Consider the following 14231-nt stretch of genomic DNA (forward strand, 5'->3'; position numbering starts at 1 on the left):
ATTAAAAGATATCTGATCTTGTAAGTTTTGTTTAAATCGCTTAGTCTTCTTTGCGTAATCCTAAACCAAGCTCTTCTAACTTCGCTTTTACTTCTTCTAGTGACTTACGTCCAAGGTTACGAACTTTCATCATATCGTCTTCTGACTTATTCGCAAGTTCTAGTACTGTGTTAATACCAGCGCGTTTTAAGCAGTTATAAGAACGAACAGAAAGATCAAGTTCTTCGATAGTCATCTCTAAAACTTTTTCTTTTTGATCTTCTTCTTTTTCGACCATGATTTCAGCAGTTTGTGCCTCATCTGTCATGCCAACGAAGATGTTAAGATGCTCGGTTAAAATTTTTGCTCCGAGCGAAATCGCCTCTTTCGGACCGATGCTACCATCTGTCCACACATCAAGAGAAAGTTTATCGTAGTCAGAAGACTGACCTACACGAGTATTTTCCACTTGGAAATTGACGCGTGATACTGGAGTGTAAATAGAGTCGATCGGGATCACGCCGATAGGAAGATCCTCACGTTTGTTTTGATCAGCAGGAGTGTAACCACGGCCGCGTTGAGCGTACATACGCATACGTAAATGACCGTTTTTAGCGATTGTTGCAATATATAGATCCGGGTTTAAAATTTCTACATCACTGTCATGTGTAATATCAGCAGCTGTAACTGTACCATCGCCTTTTACATCAATCTCAATAACTTTTTCTTCGTCAGAGTAGATTTTAAGAGCAAGTTTTTTCACGTTCAAAATAATTGAAGCTACATCTTCTACTACGCCTTCTACAGTTGAGAATTCGTGAAGAACACCGTCAATTTGAATTGAAGTGACAGCAGCTCCTGGTAATGAAGACAGAAGGATACGACGTAAAGAATTACCCAAAGTGTTTCCATATCCGCGTTCAAGCGGTTCTACAACAAACTTTCCATATTTGGAATCTTCGCTGATCTCCACCGTTTCAATCTTTGGTTTTTCAATTTCGATCATTTCATTTACCCTCCCTCAAAACATCGAATGTATAGGTTCTTTCCATCATAGATTCGATCGTCAATGACGTATCGTTTATTATCTGCACAAGACAGTCTGTACAAAAAATGATGTTCTCATACAATATGAGACGCACCCATTACACGCGACGACGTTTTGGCGGACGGCAACCATTATGAGGAACTGGAGTAACGTCTTTAATAGCAGTTACTTCTAAACCAGCAGCTTGAAGTGCACGAATTGCAGCTTCACGACCTGCACCAGGACCTTTAACAGTTACTTCCAACGTTTTCAGACCATGTTCAAGGGATGATTTAGCAGCAGTTTCTGCAGCCATTTGAGCAGCGAATGGTGTAGATTTACGTGAACCACGGAAACCAAGAGCACCAGCACTTGACCAAGATACAGCGTTACCTTGCATATCTGTAATCGTTACGATTGTATTGTTAAATGTAGAACGAATATGTGCAATACCTGATTCGATATTCTTTTTCACACGACGTTTACGAGTTTGTTGTTTACGAGCCATGTTAAGAAGGAACCTCCTTTACTTATTATTTTTTCTTGTTCGCAACTGTTTTACGAGGACCTTTACGCGTACGCGCATTGTTCTTCGTATTTTGACCACGAACAGGTAAACCACGACGGTGACGGATACCACGGAATGAACCGATTTCCATCAGACGTTTAATGTTTAATGAAGTTTCGCGACGTAAGTCACCTTCAAGTTTGTATGAATCTAATTGTTCACGGATTTTGTTTAACTCATCTTCAGTTAAGTCGCGTACGCGTGTATCTTCTGAGATACCTGCATCAGCTAGTACTTTCTGAGCTGTAGTTTTACCAATACCGAAAATGTACGTTAATGAAATTACCACGCGTTTGTCGCGAGGAATGTCAACACCAGCAATACGTGCCATGTACGTTGTGCACCTCCTTTAGAATTAACCTTGTTTTTGTTTGTGTTTAGGATTTTCACAGATTACCATTACTTTACCGCGTCGGCGAATTACTTTACATTTTTCGCAGATCGGTTTCACAGATGGTCTCACTTTCATCTAACCTAACCTCCTTAGTAGTCCGGAGCGCAAAAGATTATTTAAAACGGTATGTGATACGACCGCGAGTTAAATCATAAGGAGATAACTCGATAGTAACCTTATCTCCAGGTAGAATACGGATAAAGTGCATACGAATCTTACCAGAAACGTGTGCTAGAATCACATGTCCATTTTCTAATTCTACCTTAAACATCGCGTTTGGCAAAGTCTCAACAACTGTCCCTTCGACTTCAATTACATCATCTTTCGCCATCTACTCTGTCTCCTCTCTATATGCAAATTAAAGTTCTCATCGTTACATCAAACGGATATCTGCTGCAACCATAGAAGCAACCTCGTTTCAACATATGTTTGGATTGTATGAGAGATGTTTGAAAGACGCTCGTCTGGTTTCGCTTCACACAATCCACGGAATATACAGAACCAGTAAGGGAACTGAATCTCCCATGTTTACACGAATACCGGAATGTCTTTGATGAGATATTCATACCCGTTACACAGATGCTTCCACGAAACCCATTATACTCTTTCAAAAGTAATGTTGCACTTTTTAAAAGAAATATATACCGGGCACAATATGCTTTTGCAACTCTCAAAAAAATTATGTTTCGTTGTTGCTCCCGCATGCCTCCCGCGGAAACAGTATTCTGCGCCCGGAGCCGGGTATCAGCTGCGGCTGCCCTGTAATAGAGCATCAAGATCAGCAAACACTATATTAATATTTTGCTGTCCATCTATATTTGTTAACACATTTTTTACTTCATAGTAGTCAAGTAAAGGTTGTGCTTGTTTCATATTTACTTCCAGACGGTTCGCAACCGTTTCAGGATTATCATCCGCACGTGTATAAAGCTCGCCACCATCTTTATCACATTTCCCTTCCTCTGCTGGAGGATTGAAAATTAAATGATAAGATGTACCACAAGTTTTACAAATACGACGACCTGATAAACGAGCAATTAGCTCATCCTTTTCAACCTGGATGTTTAACGTATGCTCAATAACTTTGCCAAGATCAGCAAGAATGCTGTCTAAAGCTTCAGCTTGAGGAACAGTACGTGGGAAACCATCAAGTAAGAATCCTTTTTCACAATCAGGTTTAGCAAGTCGCTCACGAACAATACCAATCGTTACTTCATCAGGTACTAGAGCACCTTGATCAATAAACGATTTAGCCTGTAAGCCTAGTTCTGTGCCATCTTTCATAGCAGCACGGAACATATCGCCTGTAGAAATATGAGGAATCGCGTACTTCTCAACGATTTTATCTGCCTGTGTACCTTTACCAGCACCTGGCAGACCCATTAAAACGATATTCATACGGAAATATTCCCCCCACAAAAGGTTTGCTGATTTCAGGAAACGATAGAACGTTCCCTAAAAACCAACATTATTTCATAAAGCCTTTGTAGTGACGTTTAACAAGTTGAGATTCTAGCTGTTTCATCGTTTCTAGCGCTACGCCGACCACGATAATTATACTAGTACCACCGATCTGCACTGTGGCAGGTAGATTCATAAAATTTGTGAATATAATCGGCATTACAGAAATAACAGTTAAGAAAATCGCACCGACAAATGTCAGACGATATAACACGCTTGTTAAATACGTTTGTGTGCTTTCACCAGGACGAATACCTGGAATGTAAGCACCTTGTTTTTTCAAGTTATCTGCCACATTTTCCGGATTCACTTGTACGAATGCATAGAAATATGTGAACGCGACGATCAATGCAACGTAAAGAATCATTCCAACAGGTTTTGTATAATCAAACGTGTTTTCAATGAATGTTGTTACGGCACTTTCACCAAAGAACGGAACTAACGTACGTGGTGTCATTAGAAACGCTGATGCAAAGATTACCGGAATAACCCCTGCAGCATTCACTTTTAACGGTAAATGCGTTTGTTGACCACCAGTTTGTTGGTTACGTCCAGTAACTCGTTTTGCATATTGAATTGGAATTTTACGTAGTGCTTGTTGCACGTAGATAACCCCAACAACAACTGCAAGCATAACTAAAACAAGTAATCCAAGAATCACTAGATTGATAAATAATTTATCACCAGCGCCCTCGATTTGCTGTGCATAGATTTGGTTGATACTTGTTGGTAATGCCGCAACGATACCTGCGAAAATTATAACAGAAATACCATTCCCAACACCATGCGCAGTAATTTGTTCAGCAAGCCATACTAGGAATGCTGTACCCGCTGTCAATACAATAGAAATCGTAACGTAAGTTAAAACTCCTTCTTCTTTAATCAATGATCCACCATACATTTTATTAAAACCAAATGACATCGCGAATGATTGGATAAAAGCAAGAACAATTGTAAAGTAACGAGTAAATTGAGCAAGTTTACGTCTTCCGACTTCACCTTGCTTTGCCCACTCAGCAAATTTCGGTACTACGTCCATTTGCAATAACTGAACAATGATTGAAGCAGTGATGTAAGGCATAATCCCCATCGCAAAGATAGAGAAGTTCTTTAAAGCACCACCGCCAAAAGTATTTAGGAAACCAACGAGATTGAACTCATCAGTTGCCTTTAATACATTAGCGTCAACGTTCGGTACTGGTACAAACGTACCAATACGGAAAACGATTAACATTAGAAGAGTGAAAATGATTTTATTTCGTATATCTCGAACACGCATAAAGTTAGAGATTGTCTGAAACATTAAATCACCTCAGTAGTTCCGCCGGCATTTTCAATTGCTTCTTTAGCCGAAGCTGAGAATTTATGAGCTTTTACTGTAAGCTTTTTATTAAGAGTTCCGTTTCCAAGAACTTTAATTCCAGCTTTTTCATTGCTCACTAAACCTGTTTCAAGTAATAATGCAGTTGTTACCTCTGCACCATCTTCAAAACGGTTTAATGTATCAAGATTAACGATCGCGTACTCTTTACGGTTAATGTTAGTAAAGCCGCGTTTCGGTAAACGACGGAATAAAGGGTTTTGACCACCTTCGAATCCTGGGCGTACACCGCCGCCAGAACGAGAGTTTTGACCTTTATGACCTCTACCTGCAGTTTTACCGTTACCAGAACCGATACCGCGACCTACGCGGTTACGTACTTTACGGGAACCTTCTGCTGGTTTTAACTCATGAAGTTTCATATTGGATGGCACCTCCTTGTTCGTTAATTAAAAATTAGTTTTCTTTTACAGTAACTAAGTGAGCTACTACATCTATCATACCGCGAGTTGCTGCATTATCAGCTTTCTCAACAGTTTGGTTTAATTTACGTAAACCTAATGCTTCAATAGTTTTACGTTGTGCTGGTTTAGAACCAATCACTGATTTTGTAAGGGTGATTTGTAATTTGTTAGCCATTATCTTTCCCCCCTTATCCTAATATTTCTTCCACTGATTTACCACGTAATTTCGCTACGTCCTCTACGCGTTTTAATTCAGTTAAACCTTGAATAGTTGCACGCACCATGTTAATTGGTGTGTTAGATCCAAGTGATTTTGAAAGAATATCAGTAATACCAGCAAGTTCTAGTACGGCACGTACTGGACCACCAGCGATAACCCCTGTACCAGGAGCAGCAGGTTTAATTAGGATTTCTCCTGCACCAAAGCGACCTTGCACTAAGTGTGGAGTTGTTCCACCTACGCGTGGCACTTCGATTAAGTTTTTCTTCGCATCTTCAACAGCTTTGCGGATAGCGTCTGGCACTTCTTGAGCTTTACCAGTACCGAAACCTACATGTCCGTTTTTATCGCCAACAACAACTAATGCTGTGAAGCGGAAGCGACGTCCACCTTTAACAACTTTAGCAACACGGTTAATAGTAACTACGCGTTCTTCAAGTTCTCCAAGTTTGTTTGCGTCAATTCGACTCATGAAATGTGTCCCTCCTTCTTATTAAAATTCTAAACCGTTCTCACGTGCAGCTTCAGCTAAAGCTTTTACACGTCCATGATATAAGTAACCACCACGGTCAAATACTACAGCAGTAATATTTTTTTCCGTAGCGCGTTTTGCGATTGTTTCACCGACTTTAGTTGCAGCATCAACATTGCTACCAGCACCTTCAAAACCATTTTCTTGAGAAGATGCGCTAACAAGTGTTACGCCTGCTACGTCATCGATAAGTTGCGCGTAAATGTTCTTGTTAGAACGGAATACGTTTAAGCGTGGACGCTCAGCAGTACCCGAAATTTTAGAACGTACACGTGCATGACGTTTTTTACGAACCTGATTTTTATCTTGTTTCGTAATCACAAGGGTCACTCCTTTCTAATGCTTAGACAGCATTATTTACCTGTTTTACCTTCTTTACGACGAACGTATTCGCCTTCGTAACGGATACCTTTACCTTTGTACGGCTCTGGTGGACGAACGTCACGGATGTTAGATGCAAGAGCGCCAACGCGTTCTTTGCTAATACCTTTAACGATGATCTTAGTGTTAGAAGGTACTTCTACTTCTAGACCATCTTCAGGTGTGAACTCAACTGGGTGAGAGTAACCTACGTTAAGAACAAGTTTTTTACCTTGTAATTGCGCACGGTAACCGACACCGATTAGTTCTAATGATTTTTCGAAACCTACAGAAACACCAGTAACCATGTTCGCTAAAAGCGCACGAGTTGTACCGTGGTTTGTGCGGTGTTCTTTTGAGTCAGAAGGACGAGATACAGTAATCACGTTACCTTCTTGCTCAATTTTCATATCTTGGTGGAAAGAACGAACAAGTTCGCCTTTAGGACCTTTAACAGTAACAGTGTTTTCAGCTGCAACAGTAACAGTTACGTTAGCTGGTACCTCGATAATTTTTTTACCTACACGAGACATTTAGTTGCACCTCCATTCATTTATTGCTAATTACCAAACGTATGCTAGAACTTCGCCGCCAACTTGTTTAGCGCGAGCTTCTTTATCAGTTAATAGACCTTGTGAAGTTGACACTAAAGCGATACCAAGACCGTTCAGTACTTTAGGCACTTCATTTGTTTTAGCATATACTCGTAGACCAGGTTTAGAAATACGTTTTAAACCAGTGATAACACGCTCGTTATCTTTACCGTATTTTAAGAAGATACGGATAATACCTTGCTTGTTATCTTCTACGTATTCTACGTCACGTACGAAACCTTCGCGCTTTAAAATTTCAGCGATTTCTTTTTTCACGTTGGAAGCTGGTACTTCTAACTTCTCGTGACGAACCATGTTCGCATTACGAATGCGAGTAAGCATATCTGCAATCGGATCAGTCATTGTCATTACATTTACCTCCTTCCCAAATTAGGGGATTACCAGCTGGCTTTTTTCACGCCAGGAATTTGTCCCTTATATGCAAGTTCTCGGAAACAAATACGGCAAAGTTTGAATTTGCGATATACAGAGTGTGGACGACCACAGCGTTCACAACGTGTATATTCTTGCACTTTAAACTTTTGCTTACGTTGTTGTTTAACGATCATAGATTTTTTAGCCACGTTTTCGCCCTCCTTGTTTAAATTACTTTTGGAACGGCATACCGAATTGTGTCAATAACTCGCGAGCTTCTTCGTCAGAGTTCGCTGTCGTTACGATCACGATGTCCATACCGCGTACTTTTGAAACTTTATCGTAATCGATTTCTGGGAAAATTAATTGCTCTTTAACACCTAAAGTGTAGTTACCGCGACCATCGAATGCTTTTTTAGAAACACCGCGGAAGTCACGTACACGAGGTAGTGAAATTGAGATTAATTTGTCCAAGAATTCATACATACGCTCACCGCGTAATGTAACTTTAGCACCGATAGGCATACCTTCACGTAGACGGAAACCTGCGATCGATTTTTTCGCTTTAGTTACAACTGGTTTTTGACCAGTGATAATTGTTAATTCTTCTACAGCTGAATCTAATGCTTTTGAGTTTTGAACTGCATCACCAACACCCATGTTGATAACGATTTTGTCAACTTTCGGTAATTGCATAACTGATTCATATCCAAACTTGCTCATAAGAGCAGTTGAAACTTCATTTAAATATTTTTCTTTTAGGCGGCTCATGTTTGTACCTCCCTTCTTTTTATACTAGTTAGTCGATTACTGCACCTGATTTTTTTGCAACACGAACTTTTTTACCGTTTTCGATTTTATAACCTACACGAGTCGGCTCGCCAGATTTAGGATCGATTAGCATTACGTTCGAAACGTGAATTGCAGCTTCTTGGCTAACAATTCCACCTTGTGGATTCAATTGGTTAGGTTTTACGTGTTTTTTCACGATGTTCACACCTTCAACAAGAACGCGATCTTGTTTAGGGTAAGCAGCAAGGATTACGCCTTCTTTGCCTTTATCCTTACCAGTGATTACCTTAACCTTGTCACCTTTTTTTACATGCATGCTGTCGCACCTCCTTGATTGGCACTATCATGAAATTAAAGAACTTCTGGAGCTAGAGAAACGATTTTCATGAAGTTGCTGTCACGTAATTCACGTGCAACAGGTCCGAAAATACGAGTTCCGCGTGGTGATTTATCATCACGAATAATTACACAAGCATTTTCATCAAATTTGATGTACGTACCATCTTTACGACGTACGCCTGATTTAGTACGAACGATAACAGCTTTAACAACGTCACCCTTCTTGACAACGCCACCTGGTGTTGCTTTCTTAACTGTACAAACAACGATATCACCGATGTTAGCAGTTTTACGGCCAGAGCCACCAAGCACTTTAATTGTAAGAACTTCACGTGCACCTGAGTTGTCAGCAACTTTCATACGACTTTCTTGTTGGATCACTTAGGTTACCTCCCTTCGGAAATTGGTTGTTCCGAAATAGTTATTAAATAATAACCGCTTTTTCTACAACTTCAACTAGACGGAATCGTTTAGTAGCTGATAGCGGGCGAGTTTCCATGATACGTACGATATCACCGATTTTCGCTGTGTTTAACTCATCATGAGCTTTAAACTTTTTAGAGTATTTTACACGTTTACCATAAAGCTTGTGCTTTTTGTGAGTTTCAACTAAAACAGAAATTGTTTTGTCCATTTTATCTGAAACAACGCGGCCCGTGTAAACTTTGCGTTGATTACGCTCAGTCATACTTGAAAACCTCCTTTATCAGTTATTTGCACTGATTTCTCTTTCACGAATAACAGTTTTCATACGCGCGATTGCTTTACGCACTTCACGAATACGAGCTGTGTTTTCTAATTGACCAGTCGCCAATTGGAAGCGAAGGTTGAAAAGCTCTTCTTTCAGTGATTTCACTTTTAATTCGATTTCAGAAGTGGCAAGGTCACGGATTTCATTAGCTTTCATTAGATTCACCACCAGTTTCTTGACGTTTTACGATCTTACATTTAACAGGAAGCTTATGTGATGCTAAACGAAGTGCTTCACGTGCTACCTCTTCAGATACACCAGCAATTTCGAACATTACTTTTCCTGGTTTTACTACTGCTACCCAGCCTTCAGGAGAACCTTTACCAGAACCCATGCGGACTTCTAGAGGTTTTTTAGTGTAAGGCTTGTGCGGGAAGATTTTAATCCAAACTTTACCGCCACGTTTCATGTAACGAGTCATCGCGATACGGGCAGATTCGATTTGACGGTTAGTAATCCAGCTAGCTGTTTGAGCTTGTAAGCCCCATTCGCCGAAAGATACTTCTTTGCCGCCTTTCGCTTCGCCACGCATGTTTCCGCGGTGTTCACGACGGTATTTTACGCGTTTAGGCAATAACATATTATTTGCCTCCTTCCACAGATTTCTTCGTAGGAAGAACTTCACCACGGTAGATCCATACTTTAACGCCTAATTTACCGTAAGTAGTGTCAGCTTCTGCGTGTGCATAGTCGATGTCAGCACGTAGAGTATGAAGTGGAACAGTTCCTTCACTATAGTGTTCAGCACGCGCGATATCAGCGCCACCTAAACGACCAGATACTTGTGTTTTAATTCCTTTTGCACCAGCACGGATTGTGCGTTGGATCGCTTGCTTTTGCGCACGACGGAATGATACACGGTTTTCTAATTGACGAGCGATATTTTCAGCTACTAGACGAGCGTCAAGATCAGCACGTTTGATTTCGATAATGTTAATGTGTACACGTTTACCAGTTAACTCGCTAAGGTATTTACGAAGATTTTCAACTTCAGTACCACCTTTACCGATTACCATACCTGGTTTCGCAGTGTGAATTGTAATGTTTACACGGTTTGCAGCACGTTCGATTTCTACTTTAGAAACAGAAGCGTCTTTAAGAGCCGTTTCAATATATTTACGCACTTTGATGTCTTCGTGAAGTAGAGTTGCATAGTCTTTTTCAGCGTACCATTTTGACTCCCAGTCACGAATAATACCAACGCGCAGTCCTATTGGATGTACTTTTTGACCCACGGATTAACCCTCCTTCTTCTCAGATACCACTAGAGTAATGTGGCTTGTGCGTTTGTTAATTGCGCTTGCACGTCCTTGTGCACGTGGACGGAAACGTTTTAATGTTGGACCTTCATCAACGAATACTTCAGAAACTACTAAAGAGTTGATGTCAAGATCGTAGTTGTGCTCAGCGTTAGCAACTGCAGATTTTAATACTTTTTCAACGACTGGAGACGCCGCTTTTGGAGTATGACGTAAAATTGCAACTGCCTCACCAACTTGCTTGCCTCGGATTAAGTCGACAACTAGACGTACTTTACGAGGGGCAATGCGTACTGTGCGAGCGATAGCTTTAGCTTGTGTCATTAGGATTTACCTCCTCTCAAAATTAGCGTCTTGTTTTCTTGTCGTCTGCACCGTGACCTTTGTAAGTACGTGTCGGTGCGAACTCACCAAGTTTGTGGCCTACCATATCTTCTGTTACGTATACAGGAACATGTTTACGTCCATCATATACAGCAATCGTTAAACCGATGAAAGTCGGGAAGATTGTAGAACGGCGTGACCAAGTTTTAATAACTTGTTTTTTCTCAGAACCCTCTTGCGCTTCCACTTTTTTCATTAAGTGGTCATCGACAAAAGGTCCTTTTTTCAAGCTGCGGCCCATGAAGGAACCTCCCTCCGTGATTCCACCACGGCTCTCACATAGAACCGTAGTTTAACCACTTTATTTTTTACGACTACGGATGATGAATTTATCCGATTTGTTTTTCTTCTTGCGAGTTTTGTAACCAAGTGCTGGTTTACCCCAAGGAGTCATTGGTGATTTACGTCCGATTGGAGAACGTCCTTCACCACCACCGTGTGGGTGATCGTTAGGGTTCATTACAGAACCACGAACTGTTGGGCGTTTACCTAACCAACGGCTACGACCTGCTTTACCGATGTTTACAAGTTCGTGTTGTTCGTTACCAACTTGACCGATTGTAGCACGGCAAGTAGCTAAGATTAAACGTACTTCACCAGATTGAAGACGAACGATTACGTACTTATCTTCACGACCAAGTACTTGCGCAGAAGTACCAGCAGAACGTACTAATTGTCCACCTTTACCAGGTTTTAACTCGATGTTATGGATTGTAGTACCCATTGGAATGTTTGCTAATGGTAATGCGTTACCTGCTTTAATATCAGCATCTGGGCCAGATACGATTGTTTGACCAACCTCTAGACCTTTTGGTGCTAAGATGTAAGCTTTTGCTCCATCAGCGTAATTAATTAATGCGATATTCGCAGAACGGTTTGGATCATATTCAATAGTAGCAACTTTTGCCGGAATGCCATCTTTAACACGTTTGAAATCGATAACACGGTATTGCTTCTTATGACCACCACCATGATGACGAACAGTGATTTTACCTTGGTTGTTACGACCAGCTTTGCGTTTAGTTGGTTCAAGCAATGATTTCTCAGGCTTGTTAGTTGTGATTTCCGCAAAGTCTAAAGACGTCATATTACGACGACCATTAGAGGTAGGTTTATACTTTTTAATCGCCATTGTGTTTCCCTCCTTCTTAAGTGTTCAAATCATAAATCCATTAAGGATTACATTTCGAATAATTCAATTTCTTTGCTGTCCGCAGTTAATTTAACAATCGCTTTACGACGTTTGTTAGTGTAACCACCGTAACGGCCAACGCGTTTGAATTTACCTTTGTAGTTAAGAACGTTTACTTTCTCAACTTCTACACCAAAGATTTCTTCTACAGCGTCTTTTACTTGAGTTTTGTTAGCGCGAGTGTCTACTTCGAAAGTATACTTTTTCTCTGCCATAAGTTCTGAAGAACGCTCAGTAATGACCGGACGTTTTAAAATATCACGTGCTTCCATTATCCAAGCACCTCCTCAACTTTTTCTACTGCAGATTTTGTGAATACAACTTTTTCATGACCTAATAGATCAAGAACGTTGATTCCATTTGCAGTTAAAACTGTTACACCAGGGATGTTACGAGCAGATAATGCTACGTTTTCATCTAGGTCAGCAGTAACGAATAAAGATTTTTTCTCTAAAGAAAGATCTTTAAGGATTTTTGTGAATTCTTTTGTTTTTGGTGCTGCTAGTGTAAGAGCATCAAGAACTAAGAAGTTTTGTTCTACTACTTTAGCTGATAAAGCAGATTTAAGAGCTAAACGACGAACTTTTTTAGGTAATTTGTAAGAGTAGCTACGTGGAGTTGGACCGAATACGATACCACCGCCGCGCCATTGTGGAGAACGGATAGAACCTTGACGAGCACGACCAGTTCCTTTTTGACGCCATGGTTTACGACCACCACCAGCAACTTCAGAACGGTTTTTAACCTTATGATTACCTTGACGAAGAGAAGCGCGTTGTGCAACTACAGCGTCGAATAATACTGCTTCATTTGGCTCGATTCCGAAGATCGCTTCGTTTAACTCGATTTCACCAACTGAAGCACCTGTTTGACTAAGTACAGATACTTTTGTCATTCCTGTTTCCTCCTTTCTTGAAGTGATTAGTTAGCTTTAATTGCAGTTTTAACTGTAACTAGAGCTTTTTTAGAACCAGGAACATTACCTTTAACAAGTAGTAAGTTACGTTCCGCATCAACTTTCACGATTTCTAAGTTTTGGATTGTAACTACAGTGCCACCCATTTGACCAGGTAATTTCTTTTGTTTGAATACGCGGTTCGGAGCAACTGGACCCATTGAACCAGGACGACGGTGGTAACGAGAACCGTGGGCCATAGGACCACGAGATTGACCATGGCGTTTAATTACACCTTGGAAACCTTTACCCTTAGTAACACCTGTTACATCAATTACATCGCCTTCTGCGAAAATTTCTACTTTGACTTCTTGACCAACTTCGTATTCTCCCACGTTCACGTTGCGGAATTCACGAATGAAGCGCTTAGGAGCAGTGTTCGCTTTTGCTACGTGACCTTGTTCTGGTTTGTTAGAAAGCTTAACGCGCTTGTCTTCGAAACCAACTTGGATCGCTTCGTAGCCGTCTGTATCAACAGTTTTCTTTTGAAGAACTACGTTTGGAGTAGCTTCAATAACTGTTACCGGGATTAAATCGCCGTTTTCAGCGAAAACTTGTGTCATACCGATTTTTCTACCTAAGATTCCTTTAGCCATTTGTCACACCTCCTGTAAGTTTTAAAAAGTTATATTTTTACCATTAAAGTTTGATTTCAATATCAACGCCAGATGGTAAATCAAGTTTCATTAACGCATCAACAGTTTGTGGTGTTGGGTTAACGATATCGATCAGACGTTTATGCGTACGCATTTCGAACTGTTCACGAGAATCTTTGTACTTGTGAACGGCACGAAGAATTGTGTACACAGACTTCTCAGTTGGAAGTGGAATCGGACCTGATACACTTGCACCTGAACGTTTTGCAGTTTCCACAATTTTCTCAGCAGACTGATCTAAAATACGGTGATCATACGCTTTTAAACGAATACGAATCTTTTGTTTTGCCATTATTTTCCCTCCTTCTCGCCTATTTTCTAGACATTCTCCACGAAAATTCTCCAACGCACCGCCATGGCAAAGCGGCCGGGTGTGTCGGCAACCTCTCGTTTCATCGCAGTCAAAGACCAACATTCAACATTATATACAATAAAAAAAGAATAAGCAAGTCTTTTCGCTAAATTCTTTTAAATGTTGCAGGTATTCATACTACTTAATATTTCTCGCTTTTCTAAGCCGTTTATTAGTATATAAAATTTCTAAGCACATTGCAACACTTAAGGCTGTTATATCAACGTTTTCGAACATTTCAAACAATTAATCGATCC

General features: G+C 40.5%; 28 protein-coding genes and 1 pseudogene. All 29 read right to left on the reverse strand.

All coding sequences use genetic code 11. The annotated features are described in order from the left end of the window. Positions 1-40 precede the first annotated feature (40 nt). Entirely contained in the window at positions 41-985 is a 945-nt protein-coding gene (locus tag ACVWXS_RS10435) for a DNA-directed RNA polymerase subunit alpha (RefSeq protein WP_004233733.1), read from the reverse strand. A 139-nt stretch (positions 986-1124) separates the two neighbouring features. Further along, complete coding sequence (rpsK, locus tag ACVWXS_RS10440; protein WP_368637322.1) at positions 1125-1514, reverse strand: 30S ribosomal protein S11; 390 nt, start codon at positions 1512-1514, stop codon at positions 1125-1127. A 25-nt stretch (positions 1515-1539) separates the two neighbouring features. Beyond that, positions 1540-1905, reverse strand: coding sequence for a 30S ribosomal protein S13 (rpsM, locus tag ACVWXS_RS10445; protein WP_004233729.1), 366 nt, complete (start codon positions 1903-1905; stop codon positions 1540-1542). A gap of 24 nt (positions 1906-1929) precedes the next feature. Beyond that, positions 1930-2043, reverse strand: coding sequence for a 50S ribosomal protein L36 (rpmJ, locus tag ACVWXS_RS10450; protein WP_000868344.1), 114 nt, complete (start codon positions 2041-2043; stop codon positions 1930-1932). A 37-nt stretch (positions 2044-2080) separates the two neighbouring features. After that, the gene (gene infA / locus ACVWXS_RS10455; protein WP_004233690.1) at positions 2081-2299 is read right to left on the reverse strand and encodes a translation initiation factor IF-1; all 219 of its coding nucleotides are present in this window, start codon (positions 2297-2299) and stop codon (positions 2081-2083) included. A gap of 86 nt (positions 2300-2385) precedes the next feature. Next, positions 2386-2463: pseudogene (locus ACVWXS_RS10460) on the reverse strand (type I methionyl aminopeptidase); the annotation flags it as partial. Between the two features lie 249 nt (positions 2464-2712). Then, on the reverse strand, positions 2713-3366 hold the full coding sequence (locus tag ACVWXS_RS10465; RefSeq protein ID WP_368637321.1) for an adenylate kinase: 654 nt from the start codon (positions 3364-3366) through the stop codon (positions 2713-2715). A gap of 70 nt (positions 3367-3436) precedes the next feature. Next, positions 3437-4732, reverse strand: a complete 1296-nt coding sequence (gene secY / locus ACVWXS_RS10470; RefSeq protein WP_368637320.1) for a preprotein translocase subunit SecY — start codon at positions 4730-4732, stop codon at positions 3437-3439. Continuing rightward, a complete protein-coding gene (gene rplO, locus ACVWXS_RS10475) occupies positions 4732-5172 on the reverse strand; it encodes a 50S ribosomal protein L15 (protein ID WP_010860592.1) in 441 nt (146 codons plus the stop codon). The genes secY and rplO overlap by 1 nt, the downstream gene beginning before the upstream one ends. A 34-nt stretch (positions 5173-5206) precedes the next feature. Next, complete coding sequence (gene rpmD / locus ACVWXS_RS10480; RefSeq protein WP_068986537.1) at positions 5207-5389, reverse strand: 50S ribosomal protein L30; 183 nt, start codon at positions 5387-5389, stop codon at positions 5207-5209. 13 nt (positions 5390-5402) lie between these two features. Continuing rightward, positions 5403-5906 (reverse strand): 30S ribosomal protein S5, encoded by a 504-nt coding sequence (rpsE, locus tag ACVWXS_RS10485; protein ID WP_068986538.1) that lies wholly within the window; start codon positions 5904-5906, stop codon positions 5403-5405. Positions 5907-5927: 21 nt separating this feature from the next. Continuing rightward, positions 5928-6287, reverse strand: a complete 360-nt coding sequence (gene rplR, locus ACVWXS_RS10490) for a 50S ribosomal protein L18 (RefSeq protein ID WP_083227117.1) — start codon at positions 6285-6287, stop codon at positions 5928-5930. Positions 6288-6319: 32 nt separating this feature from the next. Beyond that, entirely contained in the window at positions 6320-6859 is a 540-nt protein-coding gene (gene rplF, locus ACVWXS_RS10495) for a 50S ribosomal protein L6 (protein ID WP_368637318.1), read from the reverse strand. Between the two features lie 30 nt (positions 6860-6889). Further along, positions 6890-7288: a 30S ribosomal protein S8 gene (gene rpsH, locus ACVWXS_RS10500; RefSeq protein ID WP_008181717.1), complete on the reverse strand. Its 399-nt coding sequence runs from the start codon at positions 7286-7288 to the stop codon at positions 6890-6892. Positions 7289-7317: 29 nt separating this feature from the next. After that, positions 7318-7503 carry a type Z 30S ribosomal protein S14 gene (locus ACVWXS_RS10505; RefSeq protein ID WP_004233656.1) on the reverse strand — a complete coding sequence of 62 codons (186 nt, stop codon included), beginning with the start codon at positions 7501-7503 and terminating at the stop codon, positions 7318-7320. A 22-nt stretch (positions 7504-7525) separates the two neighbouring features. After that, positions 7526-8065 carry a 50S ribosomal protein L5 gene (gene rplE, locus ACVWXS_RS10510; protein WP_368637317.1) on the reverse strand — a complete coding sequence of 180 codons (540 nt, stop codon included), beginning with the start codon at positions 8063-8065 and terminating at the stop codon, positions 7526-7528. 28 nt (positions 8066-8093) lie between these two features. Then, complete coding sequence (rplX, locus tag ACVWXS_RS10515) at positions 8094-8402, reverse strand: 50S ribosomal protein L24 (protein ID WP_053482809.1); 309 nt, start codon at positions 8400-8402, stop codon at positions 8094-8096. A 35-nt stretch (positions 8403-8437) separates the two neighbouring features. Then, positions 8438-8806 (reverse strand): 50S ribosomal protein L14, encoded by a 369-nt coding sequence (gene rplN / locus ACVWXS_RS10520; RefSeq protein ID WP_004233650.1) that lies wholly within the window; start codon positions 8804-8806, stop codon positions 8438-8440. Between the two features lie 43 nt (positions 8807-8849). Next, entirely contained in the window at positions 8850-9113 is a 264-nt protein-coding gene (rpsQ, locus tag ACVWXS_RS10525; RefSeq protein ID WP_053482810.1) for a 30S ribosomal protein S17, read from the reverse strand. 18 nt (positions 9114-9131) lie between these two features. After that, a complete protein-coding gene (rpmC, locus tag ACVWXS_RS10530; RefSeq protein ID WP_004233646.1) occupies positions 9132-9332 on the reverse strand; it encodes a 50S ribosomal protein L29 in 201 nt (66 codons plus the stop codon). Further along, complete coding sequence (gene rplP, locus ACVWXS_RS10535) at positions 9322-9756, reverse strand: 50S ribosomal protein L16 (RefSeq protein ID WP_054767906.1); 435 nt, start codon at positions 9754-9756, stop codon at positions 9322-9324. Before rplP ends, rpmC begins: the two co-directional genes overlap by 11 nt. Position 9757: 1 nt before the next feature. Further along, the gene (rpsC, locus tag ACVWXS_RS10540) at positions 9758-10411 is read right to left on the reverse strand and encodes a 30S ribosomal protein S3 (protein ID WP_025116438.1); all 654 of its coding nucleotides are present in this window, start codon (positions 10409-10411) and stop codon (positions 9758-9760) included. A 3-nt stretch (positions 10412-10414) separates the two neighbouring features. Beyond that, complete coding sequence (rplV, locus tag ACVWXS_RS10545; protein ID WP_004233639.1) at positions 10415-10759, reverse strand: 50S ribosomal protein L22; 345 nt, start codon at positions 10757-10759, stop codon at positions 10415-10417. A gap of 22 nt (positions 10760-10781) precedes the next feature. Further along, positions 10782-11060, reverse strand: coding sequence for a 30S ribosomal protein S19 (gene rpsS, locus ACVWXS_RS10550; RefSeq protein WP_402987069.1), 279 nt, complete (start codon positions 11058-11060; stop codon positions 10782-10784). Positions 11061-11120: 60 nt separating this feature from the next. Then, positions 11121-11951: a 50S ribosomal protein L2 gene (rplB, locus tag ACVWXS_RS10555; protein ID WP_456958163.1), complete on the reverse strand. Its 831-nt coding sequence runs from the start codon at positions 11949-11951 to the stop codon at positions 11121-11123. Between the two features lie 47 nt (positions 11952-11998). After that, complete coding sequence (rplW, locus tag ACVWXS_RS10560; protein ID WP_068986543.1) at positions 11999-12283, reverse strand: 50S ribosomal protein L23; 285 nt, start codon at positions 12281-12283, stop codon at positions 11999-12001. After that, on the reverse strand, positions 12283-12906 hold the full coding sequence (gene rplD, locus ACVWXS_RS10565) for a 50S ribosomal protein L4 (protein WP_139859731.1): 624 nt from the start codon (positions 12904-12906) through the stop codon (positions 12283-12285). Before rplD ends, rplW begins: the two co-directional genes overlap by 1 nt. A 26-nt stretch (positions 12907-12932) precedes the next feature. After that, on the reverse strand, positions 12933-13562 hold the full coding sequence (rplC, locus tag ACVWXS_RS10570) for a 50S ribosomal protein L3 (protein ID WP_368637315.1): 630 nt from the start codon (positions 13560-13562) through the stop codon (positions 12933-12935). Between the two features lie 43 nt (positions 13563-13605). Further along, the gene (gene rpsJ, locus ACVWXS_RS10575) at positions 13606-13914 is read right to left on the reverse strand and encodes a 30S ribosomal protein S10 (protein WP_004233624.1); all 309 of its coding nucleotides are present in this window, start codon (positions 13912-13914) and stop codon (positions 13606-13608) included. Between the last annotated feature and the right edge of the window lie 317 nt (positions 13915-14231).

The organism is Lysinibacillus sp. TE18511 (assembly GCF_054062295.1).